Genomic DNA, 24153 nt, shown 5'->3' with positions numbered 1-24153 from the left:
AGACCATGAATAAAGAAAAATCAAAAATAATATCGAAGTTATAGATTTCAACATTTCTACAAATGATTTACTTTTCAGGTTCAATACACCTCGCAATCATCTAATGTATTATCTAAGTAGCTTTTAATAATAAATTAGCACTTTGTATTTTTCTGAAATATTTTTAATTATATCTTTATCGGCTTTACCTGGATAAAAATAAGACTCTTCACCATTAAGTGCTTTATAAAGTGCTTCCCCAAAAGTTATTTGAGCTGCTTTGGAGAAATGAATTTTTGGATACCACCTTATCTCTATGTGTTTTATTTTAAAGGTGATTTCTTCTACACCATACCCCCACCAATACTTCCAAATGCGCTTGACTGCAATTTTTTTCGCTCTCGGATCATTTATGCTAAAAATTATATTCTCAAGTTCTTTTGAATTCAAATTTTTTTGAGGTATTCTTACATCATATTCTAAAAACAAGAGTTGCCTATTGATTTCATTAATGCGGTCTTTAATAACATTAGCATAAGGATTTTTCTGAAAAAGATAGGGAGAAGGAAAAACCTCCTCCTCTATCGATGTTTTTTTTTCTATAGCAAGGAAAAAAACTAATACAACGGAAACTAGAAACAAAACTAACGCAAAAAGCTCGAGCTTCATTTTGAATTATAACTATTTTCCGGTATTTTTAAAGATGCTCTCAATAGCGGTCTTTATAACCGGATCATTTACATCAACTTCTATTTCAGTGAGCGTGTAAACCTTTGCATCAACTTTCCTTGATGTAGACGTGGCTTCTTCTACTGTTATATTAGGTTGAATTCCAACTTTGTGTATATCTTTACCAGCAGGTGTAAGATAATGAGCAATAGTAAGAAACACAGTTCCACCATTGCTAAGTGGAAAGCCCCTTTGTACAGAACCCTTACCAAATGTTTTCTGGCCAACAAGTATAGCTCTTCCATTTTCTTTCAAAGCTGCGGCAACAATTTCTGATGCAGATGCCGAACCATTGTTTACAAGTACCGCCATTGGAACTTTTGGATAGTTGTTGCCTTGACTAATGTACCTATCTGTAATTTTTCCATTCCTATCTTTTACCGACACTATTATCTTTCCAGCGTCTAAAAAGTAATTAGAAACTTGTATTGCAACATCAAGCAAACCGCCAGGATTGTTTCTTAGGTCGAGAAGCAAAGCATCTATTTTTTGATCGTACAACTTTCTTAGTGCCTTTTGAAGTTCTGCCGGAACAGGTTCATTGAATTTTGTTAATAATATGTAACCAATTTTCTTTCCATTGTACATAGTTGTTCCAGATTTTACTGGAATTATTTGTATAATCTCTCTAACTACCTTTACTTCATATTCCATTTCGCTAACAGGCTGATCATCGATACCTATTATTAAATCTCCAGCCTGTAAACCTACTCTCCATGCAGGTGTCCCATACATTGGGCTTATTATTTTTACGGCGCGGTTTTCATTATCATACGTAACCTCTATACCAAGACCTCCATACTGTCCTTCCATTTCAATTTGCTGCTCAGTCATTTGTTTTGCTGGATAATAATAACTGAAATCATCTCCAAGGCCTTTTACCATACCATCGATAGCGGAATCAATAAGGTCATCAAAATTAACCTTGTTTATCTCGTAATAGTTTTCATTTATCCTGTAAAGTGTTTCATAAAGCGGAGATATGTAATTAAGCAACTTTGTATTTGTTGCTCCAGAAAGTATCACGCTAGAAGCTACTACGACCAAAGCTACAAACAAGTACGATAATAATCCTTTCCAAAAATTTTTCATACTTTTCACCCCTCTCTGTAAAAAACAACTTATTTTATATTTTATACTACTCAATTTTTAGATTTTCGTTTTGCCCATTCTGTTCAATAACTTGCGATTCATCCTGCTGATCCATCTGAGTTGGAAGAAACTTGTTGACTTTTCTAGCGAAAATCATAAATGTTGTATGCGCTACCATCCTATCTACAGGTCTCAATCTATTTGGATAAGGTTTGTATTGTCTCATCAACGATTCCCACACCTCAACATTTATAAAAGGATACTCGTAAAGCTTCTCAAGTACAGCTGACACCTGATTAACTGTGGGACATATCACTCCCAGTCTTCCACCACCACCGAGAGCTTCCCAACACAAATGAATATAATTTTCCGGATCAGGAACATCAAGTAATAAAGCATCAACATTGGAATGGTCAAAACCCATAGATATATCCTTTAATCTAAGTTCTACTCTATCAGCTAACCCCCATTCTGTTAAATTATTTAATGCTAAATTGTAGAATTCCTCTCGCCTTTCGTAAGCGTATACTTTCCCATTTTCACTCACAAGCCTCGCCATAGCAGCACACATTGCTCCACTTCCAACACCGGTCTCTATAACACGCGTTCCAGGCTTAATATCCAATTTCATCAAAATATAGCTCGAATCTTTTGGATAAATAATCTGTGTTTTTCTCTTCATTGAAAAAACATCGTCTATATAAGTTGGCGGAAGTATGTAATAAGACTTTTGCGTTTTACCAATCGTTACTATGTCACCAAACTCCTTACCGATTATCTCATCAAATTCTATTACACCTAAATGTGTACCCTTTTTCCCACCGCTTTCAACCTTTACTATAAATTTTTTGCCGTCTTCGCCGTAAAGTACTACTCTATCACCTGATTTTACCAAAATGTTCACCTCACAAGTATCAATTTATCGCTTCTCAAGAATAAGAGTTGAAAATAGAATAATAGAATAAACCAAACTTGCATTTTGAACACCTACAATGTCTAATATAAAACTAAGAACAATAATAAGTATAAACGAAAGAAAGAAAAATTTCAATTTTTTTGTATCTGGCTTTAAAGAATCGTCTTCAATAACCACTGAGTAAATTATAAATCTTTCTGACTTCCCAGGAACAATATATCCTAATTGACTTAATAGAATTACTCCCCAAAGAAAGCCAACGAAAAACTGTAATCCCAAAATTATTTTTATATTAGCATAATTGAAAACCAAATAAGCTATAGAGAGAATTATAATCGCTAAATTTTGAACTTTTTTCTCTCCTACAATTTTCCTGAAATTATCGGAAAACAAAGAAATAAAGTAAGCGAATATAGTTCCTAATAAAAATAATAAAAGATTAATTGAAAGAACCTTAAAGGATGAATCTTTCAAAAAATTTAGTATGAAAAATTCATAAATATATATGAGAGAAAATATCATAGATTCCTTTATATCTTTTACTTCCAAATTGTAAAATCTAAACGTATCAATAACATTGTAATTATAAGAAGGTTTTTCCGCTCTGGATAATGGTACTTTGTATTTTTTGTCTTCGACAATAAAGAAAGCTACTGTTAAAGCCGAGATAAGAAAAAGAAAACCTCCAACCGGAGTTTCAATTCCTAACTGAACTTTATCAGAGTTAAGCATATATAAATAAGCGGTTATACTTCCTACAATTTCCCATAATTTTATATGTAAAATCATTATGTTTCTAAAGTGATATACAATTTTATCCTTTACCATTCCGAAAAAAGCTAATGTGTACAAGAAAAGCCAAAAGTTGAAAAGTGCAATGACCATTAGTAATGGAAAAAGAGAAATATAAGACAACTTTTGTATAAGCGTGAGGTTAAAAGATGACAAAATACCAAAGATTATAAGATACGGTGTGCGTCTTCCTATTGCGCTCCTGGTTATATCGTAAAGATAAGTAAAAAACGGATAAGTAAAAGCAAAAATTATGAGTTCAGAAAACAAAAACACAGAAGAAAGCGTTACAGAGGCAGACCTTTCGATAAGCAATCTTGAAGTTGTTAATATGTAAACTAAAAGCATGAAATTTAGGCCAAATGACCCAAAAGAAAGAATAACAATATTCTTAACATTTTCAAAAAAATTCTTGTTATTTTCTTTCCCATTAACTCTCACACCGCTCACCCAACTTTTTATTATTAACTTTACTTAACTCATCGGTATCTTTCGACGGTGAATTTAAATATTTCAAAATTATCATCAAATATTCCCGCTTTAATCTTTGCAATTCTTATTTGCTCTTCTACTGTATCAACTCCTTCAATATCAGGAAGAAGAAGTCCTCGCTTCCAGCCTTTCTGTACAATTACTCCATATTTTTTCGGATCAAGTTCAGTAATACTACTAACTGGCTCAAACGGATTTAAAATATCAACGTTGACAACAATATTATTTAATTCTTCAGGACTAACGGGTTCAAATCTTGGGTCTCTTGTAGCAGCTGCAATCGCGTTATCACGAATTTCAAGTGCCAAATTTTCCCTTACAGGCATAATTGTACCAATGCATCCCCTCAGAGAACCATCAAGCTTATGGAGCGTAACAAACGCTCCTGCACGTCTTTCAAAGAGTTCTTTTGGCAAACTTTCGTGTGGTTCGATTACTTTGCTGTGTTTAATGTAATTTTCTATAACTTCGATAGCCCATTTTACATAAGGGTGTTCACCTATCATAAAATTCACCCCCGTTGCTGTCTACTCATGAGGTCAATTATTAACTGGACCTCACCAACTCCCATTTTCAAATTTTTCGCAATCTCAATAGGCTCCATACCATTAAGGTACATTTCATATATTCTCTTTTCAACGTTATTTTCATCATTATTTTCTGAGTTATTCGATGTGTATTTTTCTTCAAAAGAATTTTCATAAAGATTTTCTAAAATTTCGATATTCTTTTTGGAGTCCACAGAACTCCTTGTTTTCTCATTGTTGAAAGTTACCGAATTATCTTCAAATTCTATTTTTTGTCCTTCAGTCTTATCAATTTTCTCTAAAGACATCGCAGAGAAAGTTATATATTGGTCGTTCAAAGCCTTTATAAGCTCTCTTACCTCGTCCATTTTTCTATCAAGCTGTTCAATTTTGGAATCAACAAAAACCCTAACTCTCCCCATAAGTTCTATAAGTCTTTCTTCCTCTTCGTCGATTGCTGATTTTTCGTGTTTTTTATTAAACGTTTGAACTATAAATAATGACCACAAAAGCAACAATGAACCAATAGCAGAAAAAACAACAAGCCAATTTAGTATTCCCATCTTTATTCGCCACCTTTATATTTTATCTCAGGGAAATACAATATATCATTTCCAGACCATACAACAAAATTCGCACTTTGCGTCGTTGGAGTTGGTTCTACAGTAATTAGAACCGCATCACCAGGTAAATGAACCTTTAAATTTGCGTTGCCAATTGCATTCATCTTTACCTTTCCCATATCAAGGATATATATTTCTTTACCATCCATTATTTGATTTTGAACCAAACCAGATAATGTAACTTTTTCTGTGATTTCAAGTATTCCTTCCCTTTTTCTCCAAGAAAAATCTACATCTAAGACCTTAATATCTTTACCTATCTCTTTGGAAACTTGAGAAAAATACTTTTCGAAAGTTTCCTTAGATGTTTCTTTATAAGTATTTATATATTCACTTTCTTTTTTCTCAGATTTGAACTTAAGTCCACTGACCGTAGTTATCGTCGCAATTTTTGAATAATCCGAGAAAATGTCGGAATCATAGTAAACTACGTCAAAATTAGGTCCTCTCATTAATAAAGTGATAATATCAACAGCCAAGAAAAATAAAACTACAAAAATCAATACGTATAAAACTGTACGATTAGGCAACAACATCTCTCCTTTTTTTTGTTTTTTTGAATGTCATCCTAAAATCACTAGCCAACTTAGATATAGCGTATATAATAATTAAAAACTCAAATCTTCCAGTAAACATACCAATTGTAAGCGTCCACATTGCCGTTAAAGGCATATTTGGCGATGTTATCCCAACAGATAATCCAACACCATCCATTGCGGAAGCAAATTCAAATAAAGAAAGTTCCAAGTCATAGCCATGTAATGTTAATGCAAAAGAGCCTATTATAAAAGCTATAATGTACAAAAATAATATAATAAGTGCTTCCCTAACATTTTCATTAGACAAAACGATCTGCTGCTCTCCTTTGTAAATTATACGTGTTTTAACCCTATTTTTAGGTAACAAAAAGCCTTTTATAGACTCCAAAATTGTGTTTAGGATAACCCATACACGGAATTGTTTAATACCACCTGATGTAGAATCCATATCGCCACCAGCTATCATTAAAACTATAAGCGACAATATCAAAGGTGAAAATGAAAACCACTTCTCTTCACTAAGTGGTAACGTTTGGAAACCAGTACCACTGATTGCAGACATTATTTGGAATGTCGTATACCTAATTGCCTGGTTGAAATCTTTAAAGTACTTTCCAATACCATTCACAGCTGTAATTATACTAAAAACAGTTATCGAAATTATCATCAACCACGGTTCGCCGTTTTTTACAACGGCCTTCCAATTCCTTTTCCAAAATGCATAATGTATAGCAAAACCCGTTGCACCAAGAAACATAAGTACCATGATTATTATTTCAACAGCAAGGTTGTTAAACTCTCCAACACTACCATTTCTCGTGGAAAATCCACCTGTCGCAAGGGCCGTCATAGTATGATTCAAAGCCTCAAACCAGTTTAATCCAGCTAATTTCAATGCAAGTGTACCAGCGATTGTATAAGCCACATAAATCTGTAAAATTATCTGTGTTGAGCGTCTTATGTTTGGCACAAGATTATCCACCCTACCTTCAGCTTTGTAAAAGCCAACTCCTTTAGGACCTATAACCATCGAAAGCATCAAAAGAGCAAAACCTGCACCACCAACATACTGCGTGAAAGAACGCCAAAATAGAATTAGTTTTGAAATTTTTGTAACATCAGTATACATAGTTAGCCCCGTTGTTGTTAAACCACTTACGGATTCAAATACCGCTTGAGAAAAATTCAAATGCCCCTCCAACATATGGGGAATAGCAGAGAGTAATGCAACCATAATCCAAGTAAAAATAGTTAATACGGCGTCCTCTTTATAATTTATACTGCCAATATCTTCTCCTTTGATTAAGTAGCCAGACAAATATAAACAAAGAGCTGTAATTGCAGTAACAATAAAGCCGTTAATATGATTCAATTCCTCCGGATAGAAAAAACAAAAGATAAGTGGTACTAAAGCCATAAATGCGTATTGTATCATAATTATAGAAAAAGCTTTATAAATTTTTGTGTATCTTTTTAGCAATTTTATTCCCTCCGTTAATTAAATAAAAATCAAAAACTGAACAATTCCAAAGCTTGTTCTTTTTTTTCTTTGTTGCAAACAATTATTAGTTTATCCCCAGGTTCAATTGTAGTTTCGCCACGTGGGATAATAAATTCACTACCTCTAACAATTCCAACAACGATTATACCTTCTGGTACATTTATGTCACGGATGTTTTTCCTCAATATTTTGGCTTCCCAATCTATATCAATTTTTAAAACTATTGCTCCTTTTGAAGAAACCTCGCTTTCCAAAGATTCCACAACTTCGTTTTCAAAAAGCAGAGGTTCGATATTGCTCATTATTAAATCTGTTACTTTTAATATTCTTATACCATATTTCTCGAATAAATCTTCGTTCTCGGTGTTATTCAACAACGTGACAACATTTTTCACACCATAATACTCTTGAACCATTCTTGCTATAAAGAAATTCTTTCTATCTCTTTCCATTAAAAGTACTACTATGTCATCTTCCTCAATTTGTAGCTGGTCAAGGACCGCTTTGCTTGTTCCATCACCATTTATGATTTCCGCATTCAACGTTCTTGAATATTCTTTACAAAGTTCGATGTTTTTGTTTACGAAAAATACATCATATCCTTGAGCTATTAGTTTTTTTGCGAGAAAATAAGGAACTCGTTCGCCACCTATAATTATAACTTTCACCTTTTTTCACCTACCATAAAATCTGAAAGGTGCTCAATACCTTCAAGGATACTCCTTTCAAAGCTTTCAATTGCAAGGCTAACTGGTGAGATAACATTTATCCCACTTTTTTCAAAAAGATTAACATTTTCCCTGTTATTGACAAGTGAAAGAACGTTTGGTATGCCAAATATTTTTGCTCCGACAAGGCAAACAAAATAATTCGTTGTGTCATCGTCAGTAGTTGCTATCAATATATCAGCCTTATCAGCTTTAGCTCGTTCCATTGTTTCACGTTCTGTAGCATCACCAACAATTACAAACCCACCATAATCTTCGGGTAGATTTTCCGTCATTTCAGGGTTCTTGTCTACAATAGTCACATTAAATCCTATATTGGATAATCTATAAGCAACTTCCAAACCAACTCGACCACAACCAACAACTATCACGTAGAATTTATAATTAATCGTTCTCAACGTTTTCACCTCTTCTGTAACCTTTTTTATTAACGTCAAGAGCTAGTCCTGCTTCTCTGTGCCTTTGAGCAAGTTCGGTATTTCCTCTCTTTTCCAAGATTTCAGCCATAAGATAGTGTGGCATAGGTGAAGATGGCATTATAGAAAACATATGTCTCACAATCTGCTCAGCTTTTTCTAAATCTCCAGGGAAATTAGAATGGATAAATCCTTCCGCTTCTCTCAAATATCTTTCGAAACTATCCTTTCTTACTTCCAACAAACCTCTTATTTTTTTCTTTAGTTCATCCTGTGTAAAAGGCTTGGAAAGATAATCTATAGGGAAATATCTGCAAACTTCTACTATCTTTTCAGCAGTAGCGTAAGCTGAAACGATAAGAACGGGGGTAAAAATTCCACGAAGTCTAAGTCTTTTAATGAACTCTATACCGTCCAATTCCTCATTATCCCCAAATTTTATGTCAGTTGTAATCAAATCGAACTTCTTTTTCTCACACACTTGGAGAGCCTCTTCCACATTTTCGGCTTCATCAGGAGTACATTCGAAAGATATTGAAATCATTTTAGAAATTAAATTTCTAACATGCTTTTCATCATCAACTACCAATACTTCTATCATTTTTTTATCGCCTCCCTTTGGAAATTATACCACAATTTTAATTTTCTTGTTCAGATTCATTGTATAATTGAAAAGCTAACCTATCTGTGAAAAGGAGGAGAAAGATTTATGCGGCTTAAAAGTTCACATTTGCGATTTTTAGTGATTATTCTTTTAACTTTAGTAATTCTTTCATTTGCGGATGTAGCAACATACATGAAAGGTGGGTGGGCAGACAAGGTTCTCTATATGATTATGATAGACCGATTTAACGACGGTGACCCATCGAACAATAACCAAGCAAACGTTGAATATAACCCAAAAGATGGCGCAAAGTACAGTGGTGGTGATTTGAAAGGTATAATCGATAAAATCGATTACATTAAAGGTTTAGGTGTCGATGGTATTTGGATTACACCTCCTATCGCTAACCAATGGTGGGATCCATGGGTAAATTACGGTGGTTACCATGGTTACTGGGCAAGGGACTTTAAGAAAGTTGATGAACACTTTGGCACACTAGATGATTATAAAAAACTAGCTGAAGTACTCCATAAGAGCAATATGTACCTCATTCAAGATATCGTAGTAAATCACGTCGGAAATTATTTTAGATTTAAAAACGGAAATTTCGAATTAAATACTGGGAGTATACCAACTTCAGCTCCAACACAATATCCTTTTAATCTAAACAATTACAACGACCCAGAACAACAGAAACGTGCAATTTATCATTGGACACCTGATATAAATAACTACAGTGACCCTGTTCAAAAATTGAACTATCAAATGAGTGGCCTTGATGACTTAAATACGGAAAATCCGGAAGTTATACAAGCTCTTAAAGATTCTTACAAATACTGGGTTCAAGAAGTTGGTGTCGATGGATTCAGAGTTGATACAGCCATGTACGTACCAAAATCCTTCTTTGACGAATTTTTCAACGCTCCAGATGGAATATTCAGCTTAAAAAAGAATTTTATAGCTTTTGGGGAAACCTGGCTCTCTTCTAAACCATATGAGTCGGAATCTGATAAAGAAATCGCTTCATTCTTTGACCACGGATTTAACTCTATGCTTGATTTTACACTTATGGAAGAATTAAGAAGGGTTATAAAAGGAGGACAACCCACGGATTTCCTTGCATACAGACTCGAACTAAGAAACGAGATATTGAAAAAAGGATTGCTTGTTACATTTATAGATAACCATGATATGGAAAGGTTTGGAAAGGGTGTTACCCCGAATATCACTCAACAAGCTTTGGGGTTAATATTAACATTACCAGGATTACCCGTGATATATTACGGAACAGAACAGTACTTTGAGGAAACACGCGCGTCGATGTTCAAAAATGGCTGGGGTTCTTTCGGAGAAGATCATTTCAATCAAAATAGCGATATGTATAAATTTATACAAGAAGCAATCAAATTCAGAAAAAATCATCCGGCAACACGTTATGGCGAGGTAAAGGTTCTTCTATCTGAAAAACGCTCATCTGGATTGTTAGTTTACACATTAAAATGTTCTGAAGAAGAATTATTCGTTGTACTTAACACATCTAACGAGCCAAGGATAACTAATTTTAAATCACCATATGAATCAGGCACCACACTTGAACCAATTTACAACATAGTGGGTGGAACAAGCACTCCTATAGTTGTTAAAGAAGGTGGATACATAACTCTAAGAATACCCGGAAGAAGTTTGACTTTATTCTCAATATCACCTGAAAAAAGCGATGTGTACACACCTAACGTTAAAGTCGAACTTGAAATGAAATCTGGCGAATCAATCTCGCAACTTAGAGAAATAAAAGGTGAAACAAACGCAAGAACTGTCTACTTATACATTGATAGAAAAGTTGAGAGCGAGCAGAAAATTGAGCCAAAAGACGGAAAGTTCTCATTCACAATTGACCCTATGAAATTCGACCCTGGCGAGCACATATTACTTGTCAGAGCGGTTGGAAAAACATTAAAAGATACTGTGTACACGGAAGAAATAAAAATAAATATAACCTTAGAAAAGAAAGTCCTTGCGGAAGTAAAAGACCCTATGGACGATGATTCAGGTCTAAATTATTCTTACGTTTACCCAACAGATGCAACATTTAAAAGGCAAATGGACATACTTGAGACAAAAGCTGAGAGTATAGGCAGTACTTTGGTTATCTCAATAAAACCAAGAGATCTCACAAAGAGCTGGGGACCTCCTTACGGTTTTGACCATGTAACTTATCAGATATTCATAGACGACCCAAATAAGAAAGGCGTAAGTTATCTCCCGTTGCAGAATTACGAATTTTCTGATTGGGATTGGGATTACGAAATCTTCGCAACAGGTTGGCTTAGTGCCATTTATACTGCAAAAGGCTCTTCGAAAGATAAATTTGGAACACAAATCGGTTCACCAGAAGTGTTCGTTGAAGATGGCTGGGTAAAGATAATTGTAAAAGGCGATTGGATCGGTAATCCATCTGATTTCACCAATTGGACAATATACATAACAAGTTGGGACTACGATGGAATTGAAAGTAAATTCAGACCATTACAACAAGAACCAAAGGCGTACATTATGGGTGGTGGAAATCCAAACGATCCACTGATTATGGACGATTGCTGGTTAGAAATTAAATAATAAAATAATCAAAACAAAAGCAAAGGCTGCTTAAAAGCAGCCTTTGTTTTTATTTCGCCTTCTTGTAAACTTTTGGAATTGTCGTTAAAGTAAGAACATAATCTCCTTTAACAATTCCAACTTCCACAAGCATCGCTATATTCGTATTTATTGAATTTATAAAAGATTTTGAAAAGAATGAAGTTATTATACCATCTTGATTATGGAATTCTAAATCAACACTTTCCCATTTAGATTTTCTAAAATCCAAACTTTCTGAAGTAGCATACCAACCTTTAACGTACTCAACTTCATCGTGTGTAACTATCTTTACACCATCATCGAGCATCTCCCAACTGAAATCTGGTAATTTTCTTTCAACGCAAAGTATAAAGAATGTTCTTATCGCGCTAAAAACTTCCATAGTATTCTTTAAGTTATGAACATCGTTTGGTATGAATCTGACATATTTAGGCTCAGACAAATCGTAAAAGTATAACTCAGAAGAATCTATAACCCAGTACGGATCATTTGTACCAGCGATTATTAATTTCGGAACATTTATTTCATAGTAATATGGGTCAACCAATTTCACCAATTCAGGAACTTCTTCAGATTTTGCAACCATTTCGGTAAATCCATATTTTGTATAATCCCTTATCTGTTCACTAAAAGTTCCATAGTATTCAAGTTGTTTTTTCATTTGCTCCCTCATGTTTAAATTATCATACACTATAGGAACTATTCCCAAAACTCTGTTGTCAACTGCACCAGTTAAATATGTTGTCCACCCTCTCTTAGAAGCACCAGTTACAAGAAATTTTTCTATTTTAATCCCTTGAGATTTCAAAAAATCTTGTGTACAATCCATAGTGGATATCACACTTTTGACCATTGGTAAAAGTAATGGCCAGTCCTCTTCTTGAGTTTCAAAGTATTTCGCAAAAGTGTACGCAATAAGAGCGTCTTCACGCAAACCGAAGAGTGGTTGATTGGGTATATCAAATAAAATTATCAACGGCGCACCAACCAATTCTGCTATACCTAAGTATTTGTTAGCTTCACCAATTATATTTTTTGGCGCAGACCCGGAAACAAAAAGTATCGCTTCAGATTTATACAAAAGTTTTTTTGGTACATATATAACTACTTTGTGATTCCATTCGATACCTCGCCAAATCTGGCTTTTCATATCCAAAATAAATAATTTACCACCCACAATACTATTGGTAGAGGTGGTTAACTCATAAGATGGCTGCCCTGAACTTAGTATATATTCAGAGAGAGTTATTCCAAATATTACCGAAAAAACCGAGGCACTTATCAAAATAACTATCAATTTTCTCATGTATTATCACCTCCGCAAAAATTATATCACTAAATTATGGTATAATTGTGATAAAGAATCACATTAGAGGAGGTGCCTAAGATGAACAATTTCGTGTTTCATAACCCGACAAAGCTTGTTTTTGGAAAAGGTACGGTCGAGAAAATAGGCGAGTATTTAAAAAAAGATGGTATAAAGAAAGTACTTTTGCTGTACGGTGGTGGCTCAATAAAGAAAAATGGTGTATACGAAAAAGTTGTTAGATCTCTCACAGAACATGGCATTGAAAAAGTAGAAGTTTCTGGTGTAAGACCAAATCCGGTTTTATCAAAGGTACACGAGGCAATTGAAGTGGCACGAAAAGAACAGGTACAGGCTATTTTAGCTGTGGGTGGCGGGAGTGTAGTTGACAGTGCAAAAGCAGTTGCAGCAGGTTTTTATTATGAAGGCGATATATGGGACGCTTTTATCGGTAAATATAACATCAAAAAGGCTCTTCCTTTGTATGCTATATTAACAATGTCAGCAACAGGTACAGAAATGAACGGAAATGCGGTTGTTACAAATGAAAAAACAGGTGAAAAATTTTACTTTGGTTCAAAGTACACATACCCTGTACTTTCGATAGTCGACCCAACGACTCAATTTTCCCTTCCAAAAGAGCAAGTTGTTTATGGTGCTATTGATGCGATAAGCCACGTAATGGAATACTATTTCGATACTGTTGGCAGCTCTTTAATCGATAGAATTGACGAGGGAATAATAAAAACGCTCATTGAAACTACAGAAATCATATTGAAAGAACCAGAAAATTATGAAGCAAGGACGAATTATTGTTTGGCAACAACACTTGCGTTGAATGGTTTAACAGGCATGGGAACAAACGGTGGAGATTGGTCATCTCACGAACTCGAGCATTCTATCAGCGCATTGAAGCCAGAAGTTGCGCACGGTGCCGGACTCGCAATTATATTCCCTGCATGGTTAACTTATGTTAAAGATAAAATTTCTGACAAACTTATATCATTTGGAAAGCACATATTAAATCTTAAAGATGAAATTACACCGGAAAGAACCATCAAAGAATTGAAAAATTGGTACTCTTCAATTGGTGCTCCTATAAGTTTAAAAGAAGTTGGTATAAAAAAAGATGATATCGATTTTCTTGTTGAACACGCTACTAAACATGCGCCATTTGGTACTGTTATTTCGTTAAATAAAGAAGATATTAGAAAGATTTACGAAATAGCGCTTGAATAAAAATTAAACTGAAATATTTAAGACATGGAGGGATTATAGTGACAGACCATTTAGAAAAACTCAAGGAGATATCAAAACAGTGTCGTGGCGACATACTCAAGATGACTTACGTTGCGAATTCCGGTCATCCCGGAGGTTCGATGTCTTCCATCGATATTTTAGTAACGCTCTATTCTTTTGCAAATGTCTTTCCAAAAGATCCTTGGAATGAGAATAGAGACCGAATAGTCATTAGCCATGGCCATATCTCACCAGGTGTTTATTCGACACTCGCAGCGTATGGTTTTGTAAACAGGGAAGAAGTAATCGCAGGTTTCAGACATCCAGCCTCAATATTTGAAGGACACATAACGCGTGGTATACCAGGTGTCGAGTGGACAACTGGAAATTTAGGACAAGGGCTTAGCGCCGGTGTAGGGTTTGCGTTAGCTGCAAAATACAAAAATAAAGACTATCACGTCTTTGTGGTCATGAGTGATGGTGAAAGTGCAAAGGGACAAGTGCAAGAGGCAAGAAGAACAGCAAGAAAGTACAATCTTGACAATCTAACAGTCATGGTAGATTACAACGATATCCAAATTAGTGGCCATGCTCATGAAGTAATGTACGTTGATATAAAGTCGGAATTTGAAGCAGCTGGATGGAGAGTAATAGAAATAGATGGGCACGACCACGAACAAATTCTTTCCGCTCTTAAAATAGCGAAAAACGATGGACAACCAACTGCTATAATTGCTCATACAACCATCGGAAAAGGCGTTGATTTTATGGAAGACAAACCTGACTACCATGGAAAACCATTAAGTAAAGATGAACTTGAGAAAGCATTACAACAATTAGGTATAGAAAACGACGTAGAAAAATATATAGAATTGAGAAAGAAATTGCCTGTTAAAGCTCATGAAAAAGTTAAACTTTCTTATGAGATAAATATAAATAACGGAGTTCCAAGGATATATGACAAATCAACAGATAATAGGAGTACACTTGGAAGGGCTATCGCTGACCTTGCAACGATAAACGATAACGTTGTTGCAGTCGATTGCGACCTCAAAGGTTCTGTAAAATTAGATTTTCTTGATAAGGAAAGACCAGATAGAATCGTTGAACTTGGCGTTCAAGAGCATAACGCAGCAGCACTTGCGGGAGCCTTATCAGCTGATGGCATAGTTACTTTCTTTGCAGATTTTGGCGTATTTGGCGTAGATGAAACATTCAATCAACACAGATTAAATGCAATTAACAATACAAACTTAAAGGTTGTTGTAACACACTGTGGAATAGATGTCGGAGAAGATGGAAAAACACACCACGCACTTAATTATATAGGTGCCCCATTGGCATGGTATGGCTTTAAAGTCATCGTTCCAGCAGATCCAAACCAAACAGATAGAGCTGTTAGATATGTCGCAAGTCAATACGGCAATTATGTAATAGCGATGGGAAGAAGTAAACTTGAACCGATTAGAAAAGAAGACGGTAAAATTTTCTTCGATGAAAATTATAAATTTGAGTACGGTAAGATGGACGTTTTACGTGAAGGCAATGATGGAGTAATTTACTGTCTTGGGTCCGTCGTCCCAAACGTGCTAAAAGCTCATGATATTCTTAAATCAAAAGGCATAAATTTTGCAGTAATAAATGTTAGTTGCCCATATGATTTAGACGAAAATATTTTGAAAAAATATTCAAATTTCGTAGTTACTGTCGAAGACCATAACGTACTCAATGGATTGGGCAGTTTAATTGCTCAAAAATATTTTGAGCTTGGTATACTGCCAGGTAAATTCATAAAACTTGGACTTTCGGAATTCCCTGTTTCAGGCGACTCTAAATTGTTATTTGAAATTTATGGTTTGAGTGGAGAAAAAATTGCTGAAACAATTCTCGACAAACTAAGTTGTAAATAATAGAATAAATGTGCAGAAGGGTAACTTCTGCACATATTTTTAATTTTTTGTGAAATACTTGGATTTTTTGGAATTATCGTGTATAATATTAAATACAAAGATTAAATCTCTGGAATTTACGAATTTTGGAGGAAAATACATGCCTAAAAGTATGACTGGATATTCAAAAATCCAAACAATTGTTGATGATTATAAGATTACGTGTGAAATTAAGTCTCTCAATTCTAAGGGACTAAATATAGACGTCTCGTTGCCGTATTTTTTAAATTCCAAAGAACTTGACATTTTCTCAAAGGTCAAAGAGTACATAAATAGGGGTAAAGTTTCCGTTCGAATATGGTTAAGGTTCATTAAACCTATTCAAATCTCAGTTGACCATACATTAGTCAGAACTTACTATGACTTATTATCTGAAATTAGGGAAAACCTTAGTATACCCGTTCCAGTTGAATTGAGTCATTTATTAAGCTTTAGAGATATTTTTCAATTTGAGCTTTCAAACGAGGAAATTGAATCTGCATGGAATGCTGTCATTAAAGTACTTGACGATGCGTTGATTAAACTCATAGAAGAACGGAAAATAGAAGGGCAAAAAATTACAGCCGACTTGGTTAAAATGGTCAAAGAGATGGAAGAACTGGTTGAAAAAATCTCTGAAAAAGCAGATGATGTACCAAAATACGTTGCCGAAAAAATTCGCAACAACATGAAAGAAATACTTCCGGATGATGTTGAAATAAACAGAGAATTATTCGAGAACGCTGTAGCAATAATAGCAGATAGGGCTGATATTCGTGAGGAACTGACAAGACTAAAAAGTCACCTGCAACGTGTCGGAGAACTTCTGAAAAAAGATGAGCCAGTTGGAGATATGCTTAACTTTTTATCTCAAGAGATACAAAGGGAGTTTAATACTATCCTTTCAAAAAGCAGGTCATTAGAAATAAGTAATTTCGCGCTCCAAGGCAAATATGTAATATCTCAATTCAAAGAACAAATAATGAATATAGAATAATTTCTTCTAATAAACTTTAGAAATAGTAAAAACCCACAATACTTAGGAGGTGTTACCTATGTTTGGTTTAATCAACATCGGTTTTGGTAACGTAATTGCAGGTGACAGGGTCATCGCAATCGTTAATCCAGAAAGCGCTCCATTAAAGAGATTAAAGGAAGATGCAAAAGAAGAAGGTAAACTTATAGATGCAACATATGGTAGAAAGACAAGGTCAATACTCATAACAGACTCGAACCATATAATCCTAAGCGCAATTCAACCAGAAACAATTGCACAAAGATTCATTGAATCAATGGTTGAAATTGAAAAACAGCTCGAAAAAATAAGAAAGGGCTAAAGTATGTTCAGCAGTTCGATTGAACAAATTGAACAAGCTGAAATTTCAGAAGGCATATTATTTGTGATAAGCGGACCTAGTGGCGTTGGAAAAACGAGTATCATAAGGTCAGTTTTGGAAAGAGTTGACCGTGTTGTTTTTTCTATATCTTGTACAACACGGAAGCAACGTCCTGGAGAGGTCCATGGTGTTGATTATTTCTTTGTATCACATGAAGAGTTTCAGAAAATGATCGAGGAGAACAAATTCATTGAATGGGCAAGAGTACATGATAATTATTATGGAACCCCCGCTCAATTTGTTACCGAGAATATAAAGAAAGGCTTTGATGTTATACTTGATATAGATGTTCAAGGTGCATTAACAGTTAAAAAAAATTGGCAAGGTGCAAAATTTATATTTATCGCTCCTCCAAGTTATGGGATACTAAGTGAAAGACTTAAAAAAAGAGGTACAGAAACGGAAGACAAAATAAAAAGAAGATTGGAAACGGCAAAGAATGAATTAAAATTCATACCAGAATTTGAATACCTCATTGTAAACGAAGATCTTGAAGAATCCATACATAATCTCTCTTCGATAATATATGCTGAAAGGTTAAGGTATGAACGACAAAAAAACTTAACAAAAGTAAAAAAATTAATTAGCATTGATTAGTATTGATAAACATCGTTTAATATAATATAATCGTTTATGAAATATGTTAATATGAACCTGCGGAGGTGAGTAAACTTGAGTAAACTCGTTATACAATACGATAAATTACTTGAGAAAATTCCATATAAATACGCAATTCCTATCGTTGTTGCTAAGAGAGCCGAGGCAATAAATGACTTCGCTAAGCCTTTTGTTGAAACTCCGGATGGATACTCTGTAAGCATAGCCTTTAAAGAGCTTCAAGAAGGGTATTTAAGGATTAAAAATGAAGATATACTAAAAATACTCATACCAAATGTGAAATGAAATTTAGCAGAGGGACCAATGGGGTCCCTCTGCAGTTTTAAAAAAACCTAAAACAATAAAAAATTACAAATAAAGAATAAAAATCAAAAATTCCGTGGGGGTAAAAATTATGTGTGGTATAGCAGGGACATGGAACGTTGAAGATTCTTACAACGTTGTTCATGATTTATTATTAGCATTACAGCACAGAGGCCAGCAATCGGCTGGTATAGTAGTGAATGGATTCAAAAGCATCAAAGGCGAAGGACTTGTCGAAAATGTAATAACAGATGAAAAATTTATCCCTGGAAGTTGCGCTATAGGTCATGTCAGATATTCTACATACGGTTCTATAGACGAAATCCAACCACTTATCGCTCATACCTTCAAAGGAAGAGTTGCCTTAGCACACAACGGAAATATCGTCGATGCTGACGAAAGACGGAAATTTGTAATGGAAAATGGCGGTATATTCTCTACTACATTAGATTCGGAAATATTTATCCATTACTTTTCAATAGCCCCATACCGTAGTCCAAAAGATTCTCTCCAATGGACCCTATCCAGAATCAAAGCTGCATACTCTATTGTAATGCTCCACGATACTTTTCTTGCCGCAGCAAGGGATACATTTGGTATAAGACCTCTCTTCTATGGTAAATTCAACAACGGTTACGTTGTTGCCTCGGAAGATTCTGCGTTAAGTTCAATAGGATGCACAGACATCATAGAAATAGAGCCGGGGAGTATAGTTTTCTTCACAGATGGAAATTCTCCGGAAATAATTTATTTTGGTCAAAGAAACGATAGATTTTGCTCTTTTGAATTTGTTTATTTCGCACGTCCAGATAGTAATTTTTACGGTGTAAATGTACATGAGATTAGAAAAAAGCTTGGAATGAAACTTTTTGAAGAACATAAAGTGATTGGTGATGTTATCGTGCCTGTTTTGGATAGCGGATTTTCAGGAGCACTTGGATACAGCACGGCTTCAAAAATTCCGATAGATTATGGACTTATCAGGAATCATTACATCGGTAGAAGTTTCATTATGCCAAAAAACAGACAAGATATCGTTAGAAGAAAACTTTCTCCGCTTTCATCGGTTGTTCAAGACAAAGAAGTTATACTAATAGACGATTCCATTGTAAGAGGTACCACTATGAAAGTAATCGTAGAAATGGTAAGAGAAGCCGGAGCAAAGAAAGTTTACGTCGGCATCCATTCGCCAGCTGTTGTTGGACCATGTAATTACGGAATCGACACGTCAAGACGAAGTGAGCTAATAGCTTCCCAAAGAGATATAGAAAATCTTAAAGCGTATGTTGGAGCTGATAAATTATTCTACCTTTCTGTTGAGAATTACAAAAAAGTATTTGAAGAAAGCGGGGTGAAAGGGATATGCATGGGCTGTTTCGATCTGAACTACCCCGCATAGTTGTATGTGCTTCTGGAAGTGGAAGTAACTTTGAAGCGTTAGTAAAAGCAAGCCTAGAAAACAAACTTAAAGCAAAAATAGAATTATTAATTGCCGATAAAGAATGCTACGCAATAGAGCGGGCAAAACGACTTGATATACCATTTGTAAAGCTAAATAAACCTTGGTATGTTCATTTCGAAGAAGTGTTGGATAACGTTAAACCGGATTTGATTGTTCTTTCAGGTTTTATGAGAATAATACCGGAAGATATAGTAAAAAAATACTTTCCTAAAATTGTTAACATACACCCATCGTTACTTCCATCTTTTCCCGGTAAAGAAGGTATCAAACAAGCGTATGAGTACGGAGTTAAGGTTACTGGCATAACAATTCATTTTGTCGATAGTGGTGTTGATACAGGTCCAATAATTTTCCAAAAAGCTATAGAAGTTAAAGATGAATGGTCCTTTGAGCAATTTGAAGAAGAAATCCATAAGCTTGAACATGAATATTATTGGCAAGTTATTGAAAAACTACTTTACTCGGATTACAGAATAGAAAATAGGAAGGTTCTTTTTAATAAAAACTATTAAAAACATTAAAACGTGGGGGGAAGTAAAGATGGATGAATTAAGAGAACAAAAAACATTGGTAAATCTTGGAAATGTAGAATTAGGAAAAGATAAGATTGAACTTCACAAAAATAGTGTTGAGTTACGCTACGGAGAAAACTCACACGAAAGAGCATACGTTTACGGAGAGTTATCATTTGAAGTTTTACACGAAGGTAAACAGCTATCCTACAACAACATATTGGATGCGGAAGCTGCTTGGGTACTCGCAAAGAACTTAAAACTTGTGGGTGGTGGTGCTTGTGTTATCAAACACCAAACACCGTGTGGTGCCGCGTATTTAAAGAGCTTTGATGAAGCAGATAAGATAGAATGCATTAAAAAAGCTATAGAAGCTGATAGCGAATCAGCTTATGGTGGGATATTAGCAACAAGTTTTGAATTCACATTGGAGATGGCAAAATCTATTAAAACATACCTTGAAGTTATCGTTGCACCTGATTTCACAACTGATGCAATTGAATATCTCAGCAATAAAAAGGTACGACTTATAAAACCAAAAGAGTATACACCCTACGCTGGCAAAGTGGCATTTGGTGGGCTTGTCGTTTCTGAAAGAAAGTTTGAAGGCGAACCTGAATTGTTATTTGGTGAACCATTCAATTTAAACGAAGTAAAATTCACTCTCATTGTTGCCGAAGCAGTTAAATCAAACGCAATAGTCCTTGTTAAAGATGGTGTTACAGTAGGCATAGGCGGTGGGCAACCATCGAGAAAAAGATCTTGCCGGATAGCAACCACTTTAGCAGGTGAAAAAGCATATGGTTCAATAGCGGCTTCTGATGCGTTCTTTCCGTTTACAGACGGGCTTGAGATACTTATAAACGCAGGAGTTAAATGTGTTGTTGCTCCGCTTGGCTCTATACGTGATGAAGAAGTATTGGAATTTGCAAAAAGTAAAGGGATAACGTATTATAAATCACCTATCAGAGTTTTTAGGCATTGAAACTAAATGAAAAATCGAAGAGGGGTAATAACAATGGAGAATTTAAAGGAGAAAGTAAAGAGGATTTGCATACTTGGAAGCGGTGGTAGGGAATACGCAATAGGATGGGCATTTAAAAAATTTGGATTTGATGTGTATTTTTATCCCGGTAATGCTGGAACAAAAAATATAGGAAAAAATATTCAAATAAATAACTTTGACGAATTGAGCAATTTTGATATGGTCATTCCTGGCTCTGAAGAGTTCTTAGTTAAAGGCATAGCGGATGGAAAAGCAAATGTTTTTGGACCTGATTCAAAAGGTGCGCGATTAGAAGGTTCAAAGTGCTTTGCAAAGACGTTTATGAAAAAACACGGCATTCTAACCGCAAATTTTCAAATAGCAACTGACGAAATATCTCTATATGACGCTCTAAAAGCATTCAAACCGCCTTACGTGATAAAAGCCGATGGCCTTGCACAAGGTAAAGGTGTCGTAATCTGCGACACTTTCGATGAAGCTATGGATATTGGGCAAAAACTAATCAAAGGGCAACTGATACCGAATGTAAAAGGTCCAGTAGTTGTGGATGAATTTTTAAAAGGTTGGGAACTTTCGGCAATAGCAATTGTAAATGGTACAGATTTTGCTTTGCTACCATTTACAAGAGATTATAAACGCGCGTTTACAAACAACGAAGGGCCCAATACAGGTGGTATGGGGGCATTTGGTCCTGTTGAAATTGATAGCAAGTTGAAAGAGAAAATCAAAAATCTATTTTCAAAAACCCTTAACGGTTTAAAAGAAGATGGCATATATTACCGTGGTTTTCTCTACATAGGCTTGATGATTGTAAATGATGAACCTTATGTCTTAGAATACAATGTTAGATTAGGCGATCCGGAAACTGAAGTAATTGTCGCAATGGATCCAGGAAAATTTGTTGAAAATATATTAAAAGCATTTAATAATGAAAGATTCGAAGAATACACACCAAATAATTATTCTGTAGATGTTGTTCTGGCATCGCAAGGATATCCTGAAAATCCTATGAAAGGTCAGGAAATCTATATAGAACACGATGAATGCGAAGACTGGATGATATTTTACGCAGGAGTTACTGAAAAAGATGGAAAATTACTCGTTAATGGTGGAAGAGTCTTGCATTCAATTGGCATTGGAAAAACACTTTCCCAGGCACGTGAGAAAGCATATAGAAATATAGAAAAAGTGAAATTCGAAGGAATGTTTTACAGAAACGATATAGCGCTTTATCAAGGAGAGTGAGTACAATGAAATACACTTATTCATCTTCAGGTGTAGACGTTACAAGAAACGACGAGTTTACAGATTACATAAAATCGATTATTAACTTTCCAGACTGGGTTATGAAAGAACCAACCGGTTACGCAACGATACTTAATTTTACAAATCCACCAGTCGTTTTAACAGCTGATGGAGTTGGTTCAAAACTCCTGCTCCATATAGAACATCAAAGATGGAACGATGCAGCAAAAGATTTGATTGGAATGAATTACAACGATATAATTTGCACAGGTGCTATTCCTAAGGCTTTTGTAGATTACTTAGGTGTACACCACATAGACAAACCTCACTATGAGTTCATAAAGTCCCTCAAAGAAGAACTCGAAAGACTAGATATGGCTTTAGTTGCGGGAGAGACTGCAGAAATACCTTCAATTTATACCGAAAAAGATTGGGATGTCGCAGGTTTCTGCGTTGGTGTACTTCAAAGAAGAATTCCTGTAGAAAGCGTAGAATTCGGTGATGTCATAATAGGCCTCAAAGCAAGTGGATTTCATTCAAATGGGTGGTCTTTGATAAGAAAGATACTGTCAGATGAAAATATAGATATAAGCAATTTACCATTTGATTTATTAGCTGGAACAAAAATATACAAAGAAGTACCAAAAGTATTCGACAAAGTTAAAGCTATAGCGCACGTAACCGGAGGAGGAATACTAAGAGCGCTTAGAAGAATAATCAAAGATAAAGGCTGGAGTATTTCAATTAAATTACCAGAATACATAAAATGGATATTAAAATACGTAGAAACTGAAGAAGCGTTAAAAACATTCAACATGGGCTATGGAATGATATTAGTTACAGATGAAAAAAATGCAGAAGAAGTTGCTAGCGAGTGCTTTGGAGATATAATAGGAAGAGTTGATGAAAAAAGGGAAATAACATTATTTTAGTAAAAAAACATAAGTTGTGGTATAATCTTTAGTGTACATAACTATACTGCACTTAGGGGGCGATTTTTTGAAAAAAGGTGTTTTGGTAATTTTAGGTATTGTTGTTGTTATCTTAATTATAGTGTTTTGGATAATCGGTGCGTATAACAAAATGGTCGCTTTGGAACAAAATGTTAATGAAAAGTACAGTCAAATTCAAAATCAACTCCAACGTCGGCTTGACTTGATTCCAAACCTTGTCGAAACGGTCAAAGGTTACGCAGCTCAGGAAAGAGAAATCTTTGAAGCCATAGCAAACGCAAGAGCAAAACTTGCCGGTGCGCAAACACCTCAAGAACAAGCAACAGCAGATGCCGAACTTTCGAATGTGCTATCGAGATTACTTGTTATCGTTGAAAATTATCCAACGTTAAAATCAGATGCAAATTTCAGACAGCTCATGGACGAACTTGCTGGGACAGAGAATAGAATAGCAGTTGCAAGAAAAGATTACAACGAAGCGGTTAAAGAATACAACACATTGATCAAAAAATTCCCATATTTCTTAATTGCCGGTAGTAGATTTACAGAAAAACAGTACTTTGAAGCAAAACCAGGTGCAGAAAACGCACCAGAAGTAAAATTCTAATA

General features: G+C 35.0%; 25 protein-coding genes. 13 read left to right on the top strand and 12 right to left on the bottom strand.

All coding sequences use genetic code 11. The annotated features are described in order from the left end of the window. Positions 1 to 123: 123 nt before the first annotated feature. Genes FNOD_RS08795 through FNOD_RS08745 form a run of 11 tightly spaced genes read right to left on the bottom strand, consistent with a single transcriptional unit; the run spans position 124 to position 8935 of the window. Positions 124 to 621, bottom strand: coding sequence for a hypothetical protein (locus FNOD_RS08795; RefSeq protein WP_187146489.1), 498 nt, complete (start codon positions 619 to 621; stop codon positions 124 to 126). A gap of 39 nt (positions 622 to 660) precedes the next feature. Continuing rightward, positions 661 to 1800: a S41 family peptidase gene (locus FNOD_RS08790; protein WP_011994819.1), complete on the bottom strand. Its 1140-nt coding sequence runs from the start codon at positions 1798 to 1800 to the stop codon at positions 661 to 663. A 46-nt stretch (positions 1801 to 1846) separates the two neighbouring features. Then, the gene (locus FNOD_RS08785; protein WP_011994818.1) at positions 1847 to 2695 is read right to left on the bottom strand and encodes a tRNA (adenine-N1)-methyltransferase; all 849 of its coding nucleotides are present in this window, start codon (positions 2693 to 2695) and stop codon (positions 1847 to 1849) included. 24 nt (positions 2696 to 2719) lie between these two features. Then, the gene (locus tag FNOD_RS08780; protein WP_011994817.1) at positions 2720 to 3949 is read right to left on the bottom strand and encodes an MFS transporter; all 1230 of its coding nucleotides are present in this window, start codon (positions 3947 to 3949) and stop codon (positions 2720 to 2722) included. A gap of 38 nt (positions 3950 to 3987) precedes the next feature. Further along, the gene (amrA, locus tag FNOD_RS08775) at positions 3988 to 4506 is read right to left on the bottom strand and encodes an AmmeMemoRadiSam system protein A (protein WP_011994816.1); all 519 of its coding nucleotides are present in this window, start codon (positions 4504 to 4506) and stop codon (positions 3988 to 3990) included. A gap of 5 nt (positions 4507 to 4511) precedes the next feature. Continuing rightward, entirely contained in the window at positions 4512 to 5090 is a 579-nt protein-coding gene (locus tag FNOD_RS08770; protein WP_011994815.1) for a DUF6115 domain-containing protein, read from the bottom strand. Between the two features lie 2 nt (positions 5091 to 5092). Next, positions 5093 to 5686, bottom strand: coding sequence for a DUF4897 domain-containing protein (locus tag FNOD_RS08765; RefSeq protein ID WP_148202072.1), 594 nt, complete (start codon positions 5684 to 5686; stop codon positions 5093 to 5095). Then, positions 5673 to 7169 (bottom strand): TrkH family potassium uptake protein, encoded by a 1497-nt coding sequence (locus FNOD_RS08760; protein ID WP_011994813.1) that lies wholly within the window; start codon positions 7167 to 7169, stop codon positions 5673 to 5675. The genes FNOD_RS08765 and FNOD_RS08760 overlap by 14 nt, the downstream gene beginning before the upstream one ends. A 29-nt stretch (positions 7170 to 7198) precedes the next feature. Further along, positions 7199 to 7858, bottom strand: a complete 660-nt coding sequence (locus FNOD_RS08755; RefSeq protein ID WP_011994812.1) for a potassium channel family protein — start codon at positions 7856 to 7858, stop codon at positions 7199 to 7201. Next, positions 7855 to 8325 (bottom strand): potassium channel family protein, encoded by a 471-nt coding sequence (locus FNOD_RS08750; RefSeq protein WP_148202118.1) that lies wholly within the window; start codon positions 8323 to 8325, stop codon positions 7855 to 7857. Before FNOD_RS08750 ends, FNOD_RS08755 begins: the two co-directional genes overlap by 4 nt. Next, on the bottom strand, positions 8303 to 8935 hold the full coding sequence (locus FNOD_RS08745) for a response regulator (RefSeq protein ID WP_011994810.1): 633 nt from the start codon (positions 8933 to 8935) through the stop codon (positions 8303 to 8305). The genes FNOD_RS08750 and FNOD_RS08745 overlap by 23 nt, the downstream gene beginning before the upstream one ends. Before the next feature lie 108 nt (positions 8936 to 9043). On the opposite strand from FNOD_RS08745, the gene FNOD_RS08740 reads away from it, so the two are divergent. Next, positions 9044 to 11554 carry an alpha-amylase family glycosyl hydrolase gene (locus FNOD_RS08740; protein WP_011994809.1) on the top strand — a complete coding sequence of 837 codons (2511 nt, stop codon included), beginning with the start codon at positions 9044 to 9046 and terminating at the stop codon, positions 11552 to 11554. A gap of 49 nt (positions 11555 to 11603) precedes the next feature. Here the strand turns inward: FNOD_RS08740 and FNOD_RS08735 are convergent, their stop codons facing one another. Continuing rightward, positions 11604 to 12881, bottom strand: coding sequence for a PhoPQ-activated pathogenicity-related family protein (locus FNOD_RS08735; protein WP_011994808.1), 1278 nt, complete (start codon positions 12879 to 12881; stop codon positions 11604 to 11606). Positions 12882 to 12962: 81 nt separating this feature from the next. Here FNOD_RS08735 and FNOD_RS08730 point away from each other — a divergent pair, with 81 nt between their 5' ends. The 12 genes from FNOD_RS08730 to FNOD_RS08675 all read left to right on the top strand — a co-directional run bounded on the left by FNOD_RS08730 (position 12963) and on the right by FNOD_RS08675 (position 24151). Further along, positions 12963 to 14120 carry an iron-containing alcohol dehydrogenase gene (locus FNOD_RS08730; RefSeq protein ID WP_011994807.1) on the top strand — a complete coding sequence of 386 codons (1158 nt, stop codon included), beginning with the start codon at positions 12963 to 12965 and terminating at the stop codon, positions 14118 to 14120. A gap of 38 nt (positions 14121 to 14158) precedes the next feature. Continuing rightward, positions 14159 to 16030 carry a transketolase gene (locus FNOD_RS08725; RefSeq protein WP_011994806.1) on the top strand — a complete coding sequence of 624 codons (1872 nt, stop codon included), beginning with the start codon at positions 14159 to 14161 and terminating at the stop codon, positions 16028 to 16030. A 139-nt stretch (positions 16031 to 16169) separates the two neighbouring features. Then, positions 16170 to 17045, top strand: a complete 876-nt coding sequence (locus FNOD_RS08720) for a YicC/YloC family endoribonuclease (protein WP_011994805.1) — start codon at positions 16170 to 16172, stop codon at positions 17043 to 17045. 58 nt (positions 17046 to 17103) lie between these two features. Continuing rightward, positions 17104 to 17385, top strand: coding sequence for a DUF370 domain-containing protein (locus FNOD_RS08715; protein WP_011994804.1), 282 nt, complete (start codon positions 17104 to 17106; stop codon positions 17383 to 17385). 3 nt (positions 17386 to 17388) lie between these two features. Next, positions 17389 to 18042, top strand: a complete 654-nt coding sequence (gene gmk / locus FNOD_RS08710) for a guanylate kinase (RefSeq protein WP_011994803.1) — start codon at positions 17389 to 17391, stop codon at positions 18040 to 18042. Positions 18043 to 18117: 75 nt separating this feature from the next. Then, positions 18118 to 18348, top strand: coding sequence for a DNA-directed RNA polymerase subunit omega (locus FNOD_RS08705; RefSeq protein WP_011994802.1), 231 nt, complete (start codon positions 18118 to 18120; stop codon positions 18346 to 18348). A 109-nt stretch (positions 18349 to 18457) separates the two neighbouring features. Then, positions 18458 to 19765: an amidophosphoribosyltransferase gene (purF, locus tag FNOD_RS08700; protein ID WP_011994801.1), complete on the top strand. Its 1308-nt coding sequence runs from the start codon at positions 18458 to 18460 to the stop codon at positions 19763 to 19765. Further along, entirely contained in the window at positions 19729 to 20340 is a 612-nt protein-coding gene (gene purN / locus FNOD_RS08695) for a phosphoribosylglycinamide formyltransferase (protein WP_011994800.1), read from the top strand. The genes purF and purN overlap by 37 nt, the downstream gene beginning before the upstream one ends. A gap of 28 nt (positions 20341 to 20368) precedes the next feature. Next, positions 20369 to 21325, top strand: coding sequence for a phosphoribosylaminoimidazolecarboxamide formyltransferase (locus tag FNOD_RS08690; protein ID WP_011994799.1), 957 nt, complete (start codon positions 20369 to 20371; stop codon positions 21323 to 21325). A 33-nt stretch (positions 21326 to 21358) separates the two neighbouring features. After that, a complete protein-coding gene (purD, locus tag FNOD_RS08685; protein ID WP_011994798.1) occupies positions 21359 to 22591 on the top strand; it encodes a phosphoribosylamine--glycine ligase in 1233 nt (410 codons plus the stop codon). Positions 22592 to 22596: 5 nt separating this feature from the next. Further along, entirely contained in the window at positions 22597 to 23523 is a 927-nt protein-coding gene (locus tag FNOD_RS08680; RefSeq protein WP_011994797.1) for a phosphoribosylformylglycinamidine cyclo-ligase, read from the top strand. A 67-nt stretch (positions 23524 to 23590) separates the two neighbouring features. After that, complete coding sequence (locus FNOD_RS08675; protein ID WP_011994796.1) at positions 23591 to 24151, top strand: LemA family protein; 561 nt, start codon at positions 23591 to 23593, stop codon at positions 24149 to 24151. The last annotated feature ends 2 nt before the right edge of the window (positions 24152 to 24153 follow it).

The organism is Fervidobacterium nodosum Rt17-B1 (genome assembly GCF_000017545.1).
GTDB lineage: Bacteria > Thermotogota > Thermotogae > Thermotogales > Fervidobacteriaceae > Fervidobacterium > Fervidobacterium nodosum.
The sequence above is the reverse complement of the archived record's forward strand: the minus strand, read 5'-3'. Positions and strand labels throughout refer to the sequence as shown.

Bases quoted from the DNA above. Each gene is read 5' to 3' on its own strand.
- FNOD_RS08790 (WP_011994819.1), bottom strand. From the start codon at position 1,800: ATGAAAAATTTTTGGAAAGGATTATTATCGTACTTGTTTGTAGCTTTG.
- amrA (WP_011994816.1), bottom strand. From the start codon at position 4,506: ATGATAGGTGAACACCCTTATGTAAAATGGGCTATCGAAGTTATAGAA.
- FNOD_RS08770 (WP_011994815.1), bottom strand. From the start codon at position 5,090: ATGGGAATACTAAATTGGCTTGTTGTTTTTTCTGCTATTGGTTCATTG.
- FNOD_RS08765 (WP_148202072.1), bottom strand. From the start codon at position 5,686: ATGTTGTTGCCTAATCGTACAGTTTTATACGTATTGATTTTTGTAGTT.
- FNOD_RS08745 (WP_011994810.1), bottom strand. From the start codon at position 8,935: ATGATAGAAGTATTGGTAGTTGATGATGAAAAGCATGTTAGAAATTTA.
- FNOD_RS08740 (WP_011994809.1), top strand. From the start codon at position 9,044: ATGCGGCTTAAAAGTTCACATTTGCGATTTTTAGTGATTATTCTTTTA.
- FNOD_RS08735 (WP_011994808.1), bottom strand. From the start codon at position 12,881: ATGAGAAAATTGATAGTTATTTTGATAAGTGCCTCGGTTTTTTCGGTA.
- FNOD_RS08730 (WP_011994807.1), top strand. From the start codon at position 12,963: ATGAACAATTTCGTGTTTCATAACCCGACAAAGCTTGTTTTTGGAAAA.
- FNOD_RS08720 (WP_011994805.1), top strand. From the start codon at position 16,170: ATGCCTAAAAGTATGACTGGATATTCAAAAATCCAAACAATTGTTGAT.
- FNOD_RS08715 (WP_011994804.1), top strand. From the start codon at position 17,104: ATGTTTGGTTTAATCAACATCGGTTTTGGTAACGTAATTGCAGGTGAC.
- gmk (WP_011994803.1), top strand. From the start codon at position 17,389: ATGTTCAGCAGTTCGATTGAACAAATTGAACAAGCTGAAATTTCAGAA.
- purF (WP_011994801.1), top strand. From the start codon at position 18,458: ATGTGTGGTATAGCAGGGACATGGAACGTTGAAGATTCTTACAACGTT.
- purN (WP_011994800.1), top strand. From the start codon at position 19,729: ATGCATGGGCTGTTTCGATCTGAACTACCCCGCATAGTTGTATGTGCT.
- FNOD_RS08690 (WP_011994799.1), top strand. From the start codon at position 20,369: ATGGATGAATTAAGAGAACAAAAAACATTGGTAAATCTTGGAAATGTA.
- purD (WP_011994798.1), top strand. From the start codon at position 21,359: ATGGAGAATTTAAAGGAGAAAGTAAAGAGGATTTGCATACTTGGAAGC.
- FNOD_RS08680 (WP_011994797.1), top strand. From the start codon at position 22,597: ATGAAATACACTTATTCATCTTCAGGTGTAGACGTTACAAGAAACGAC.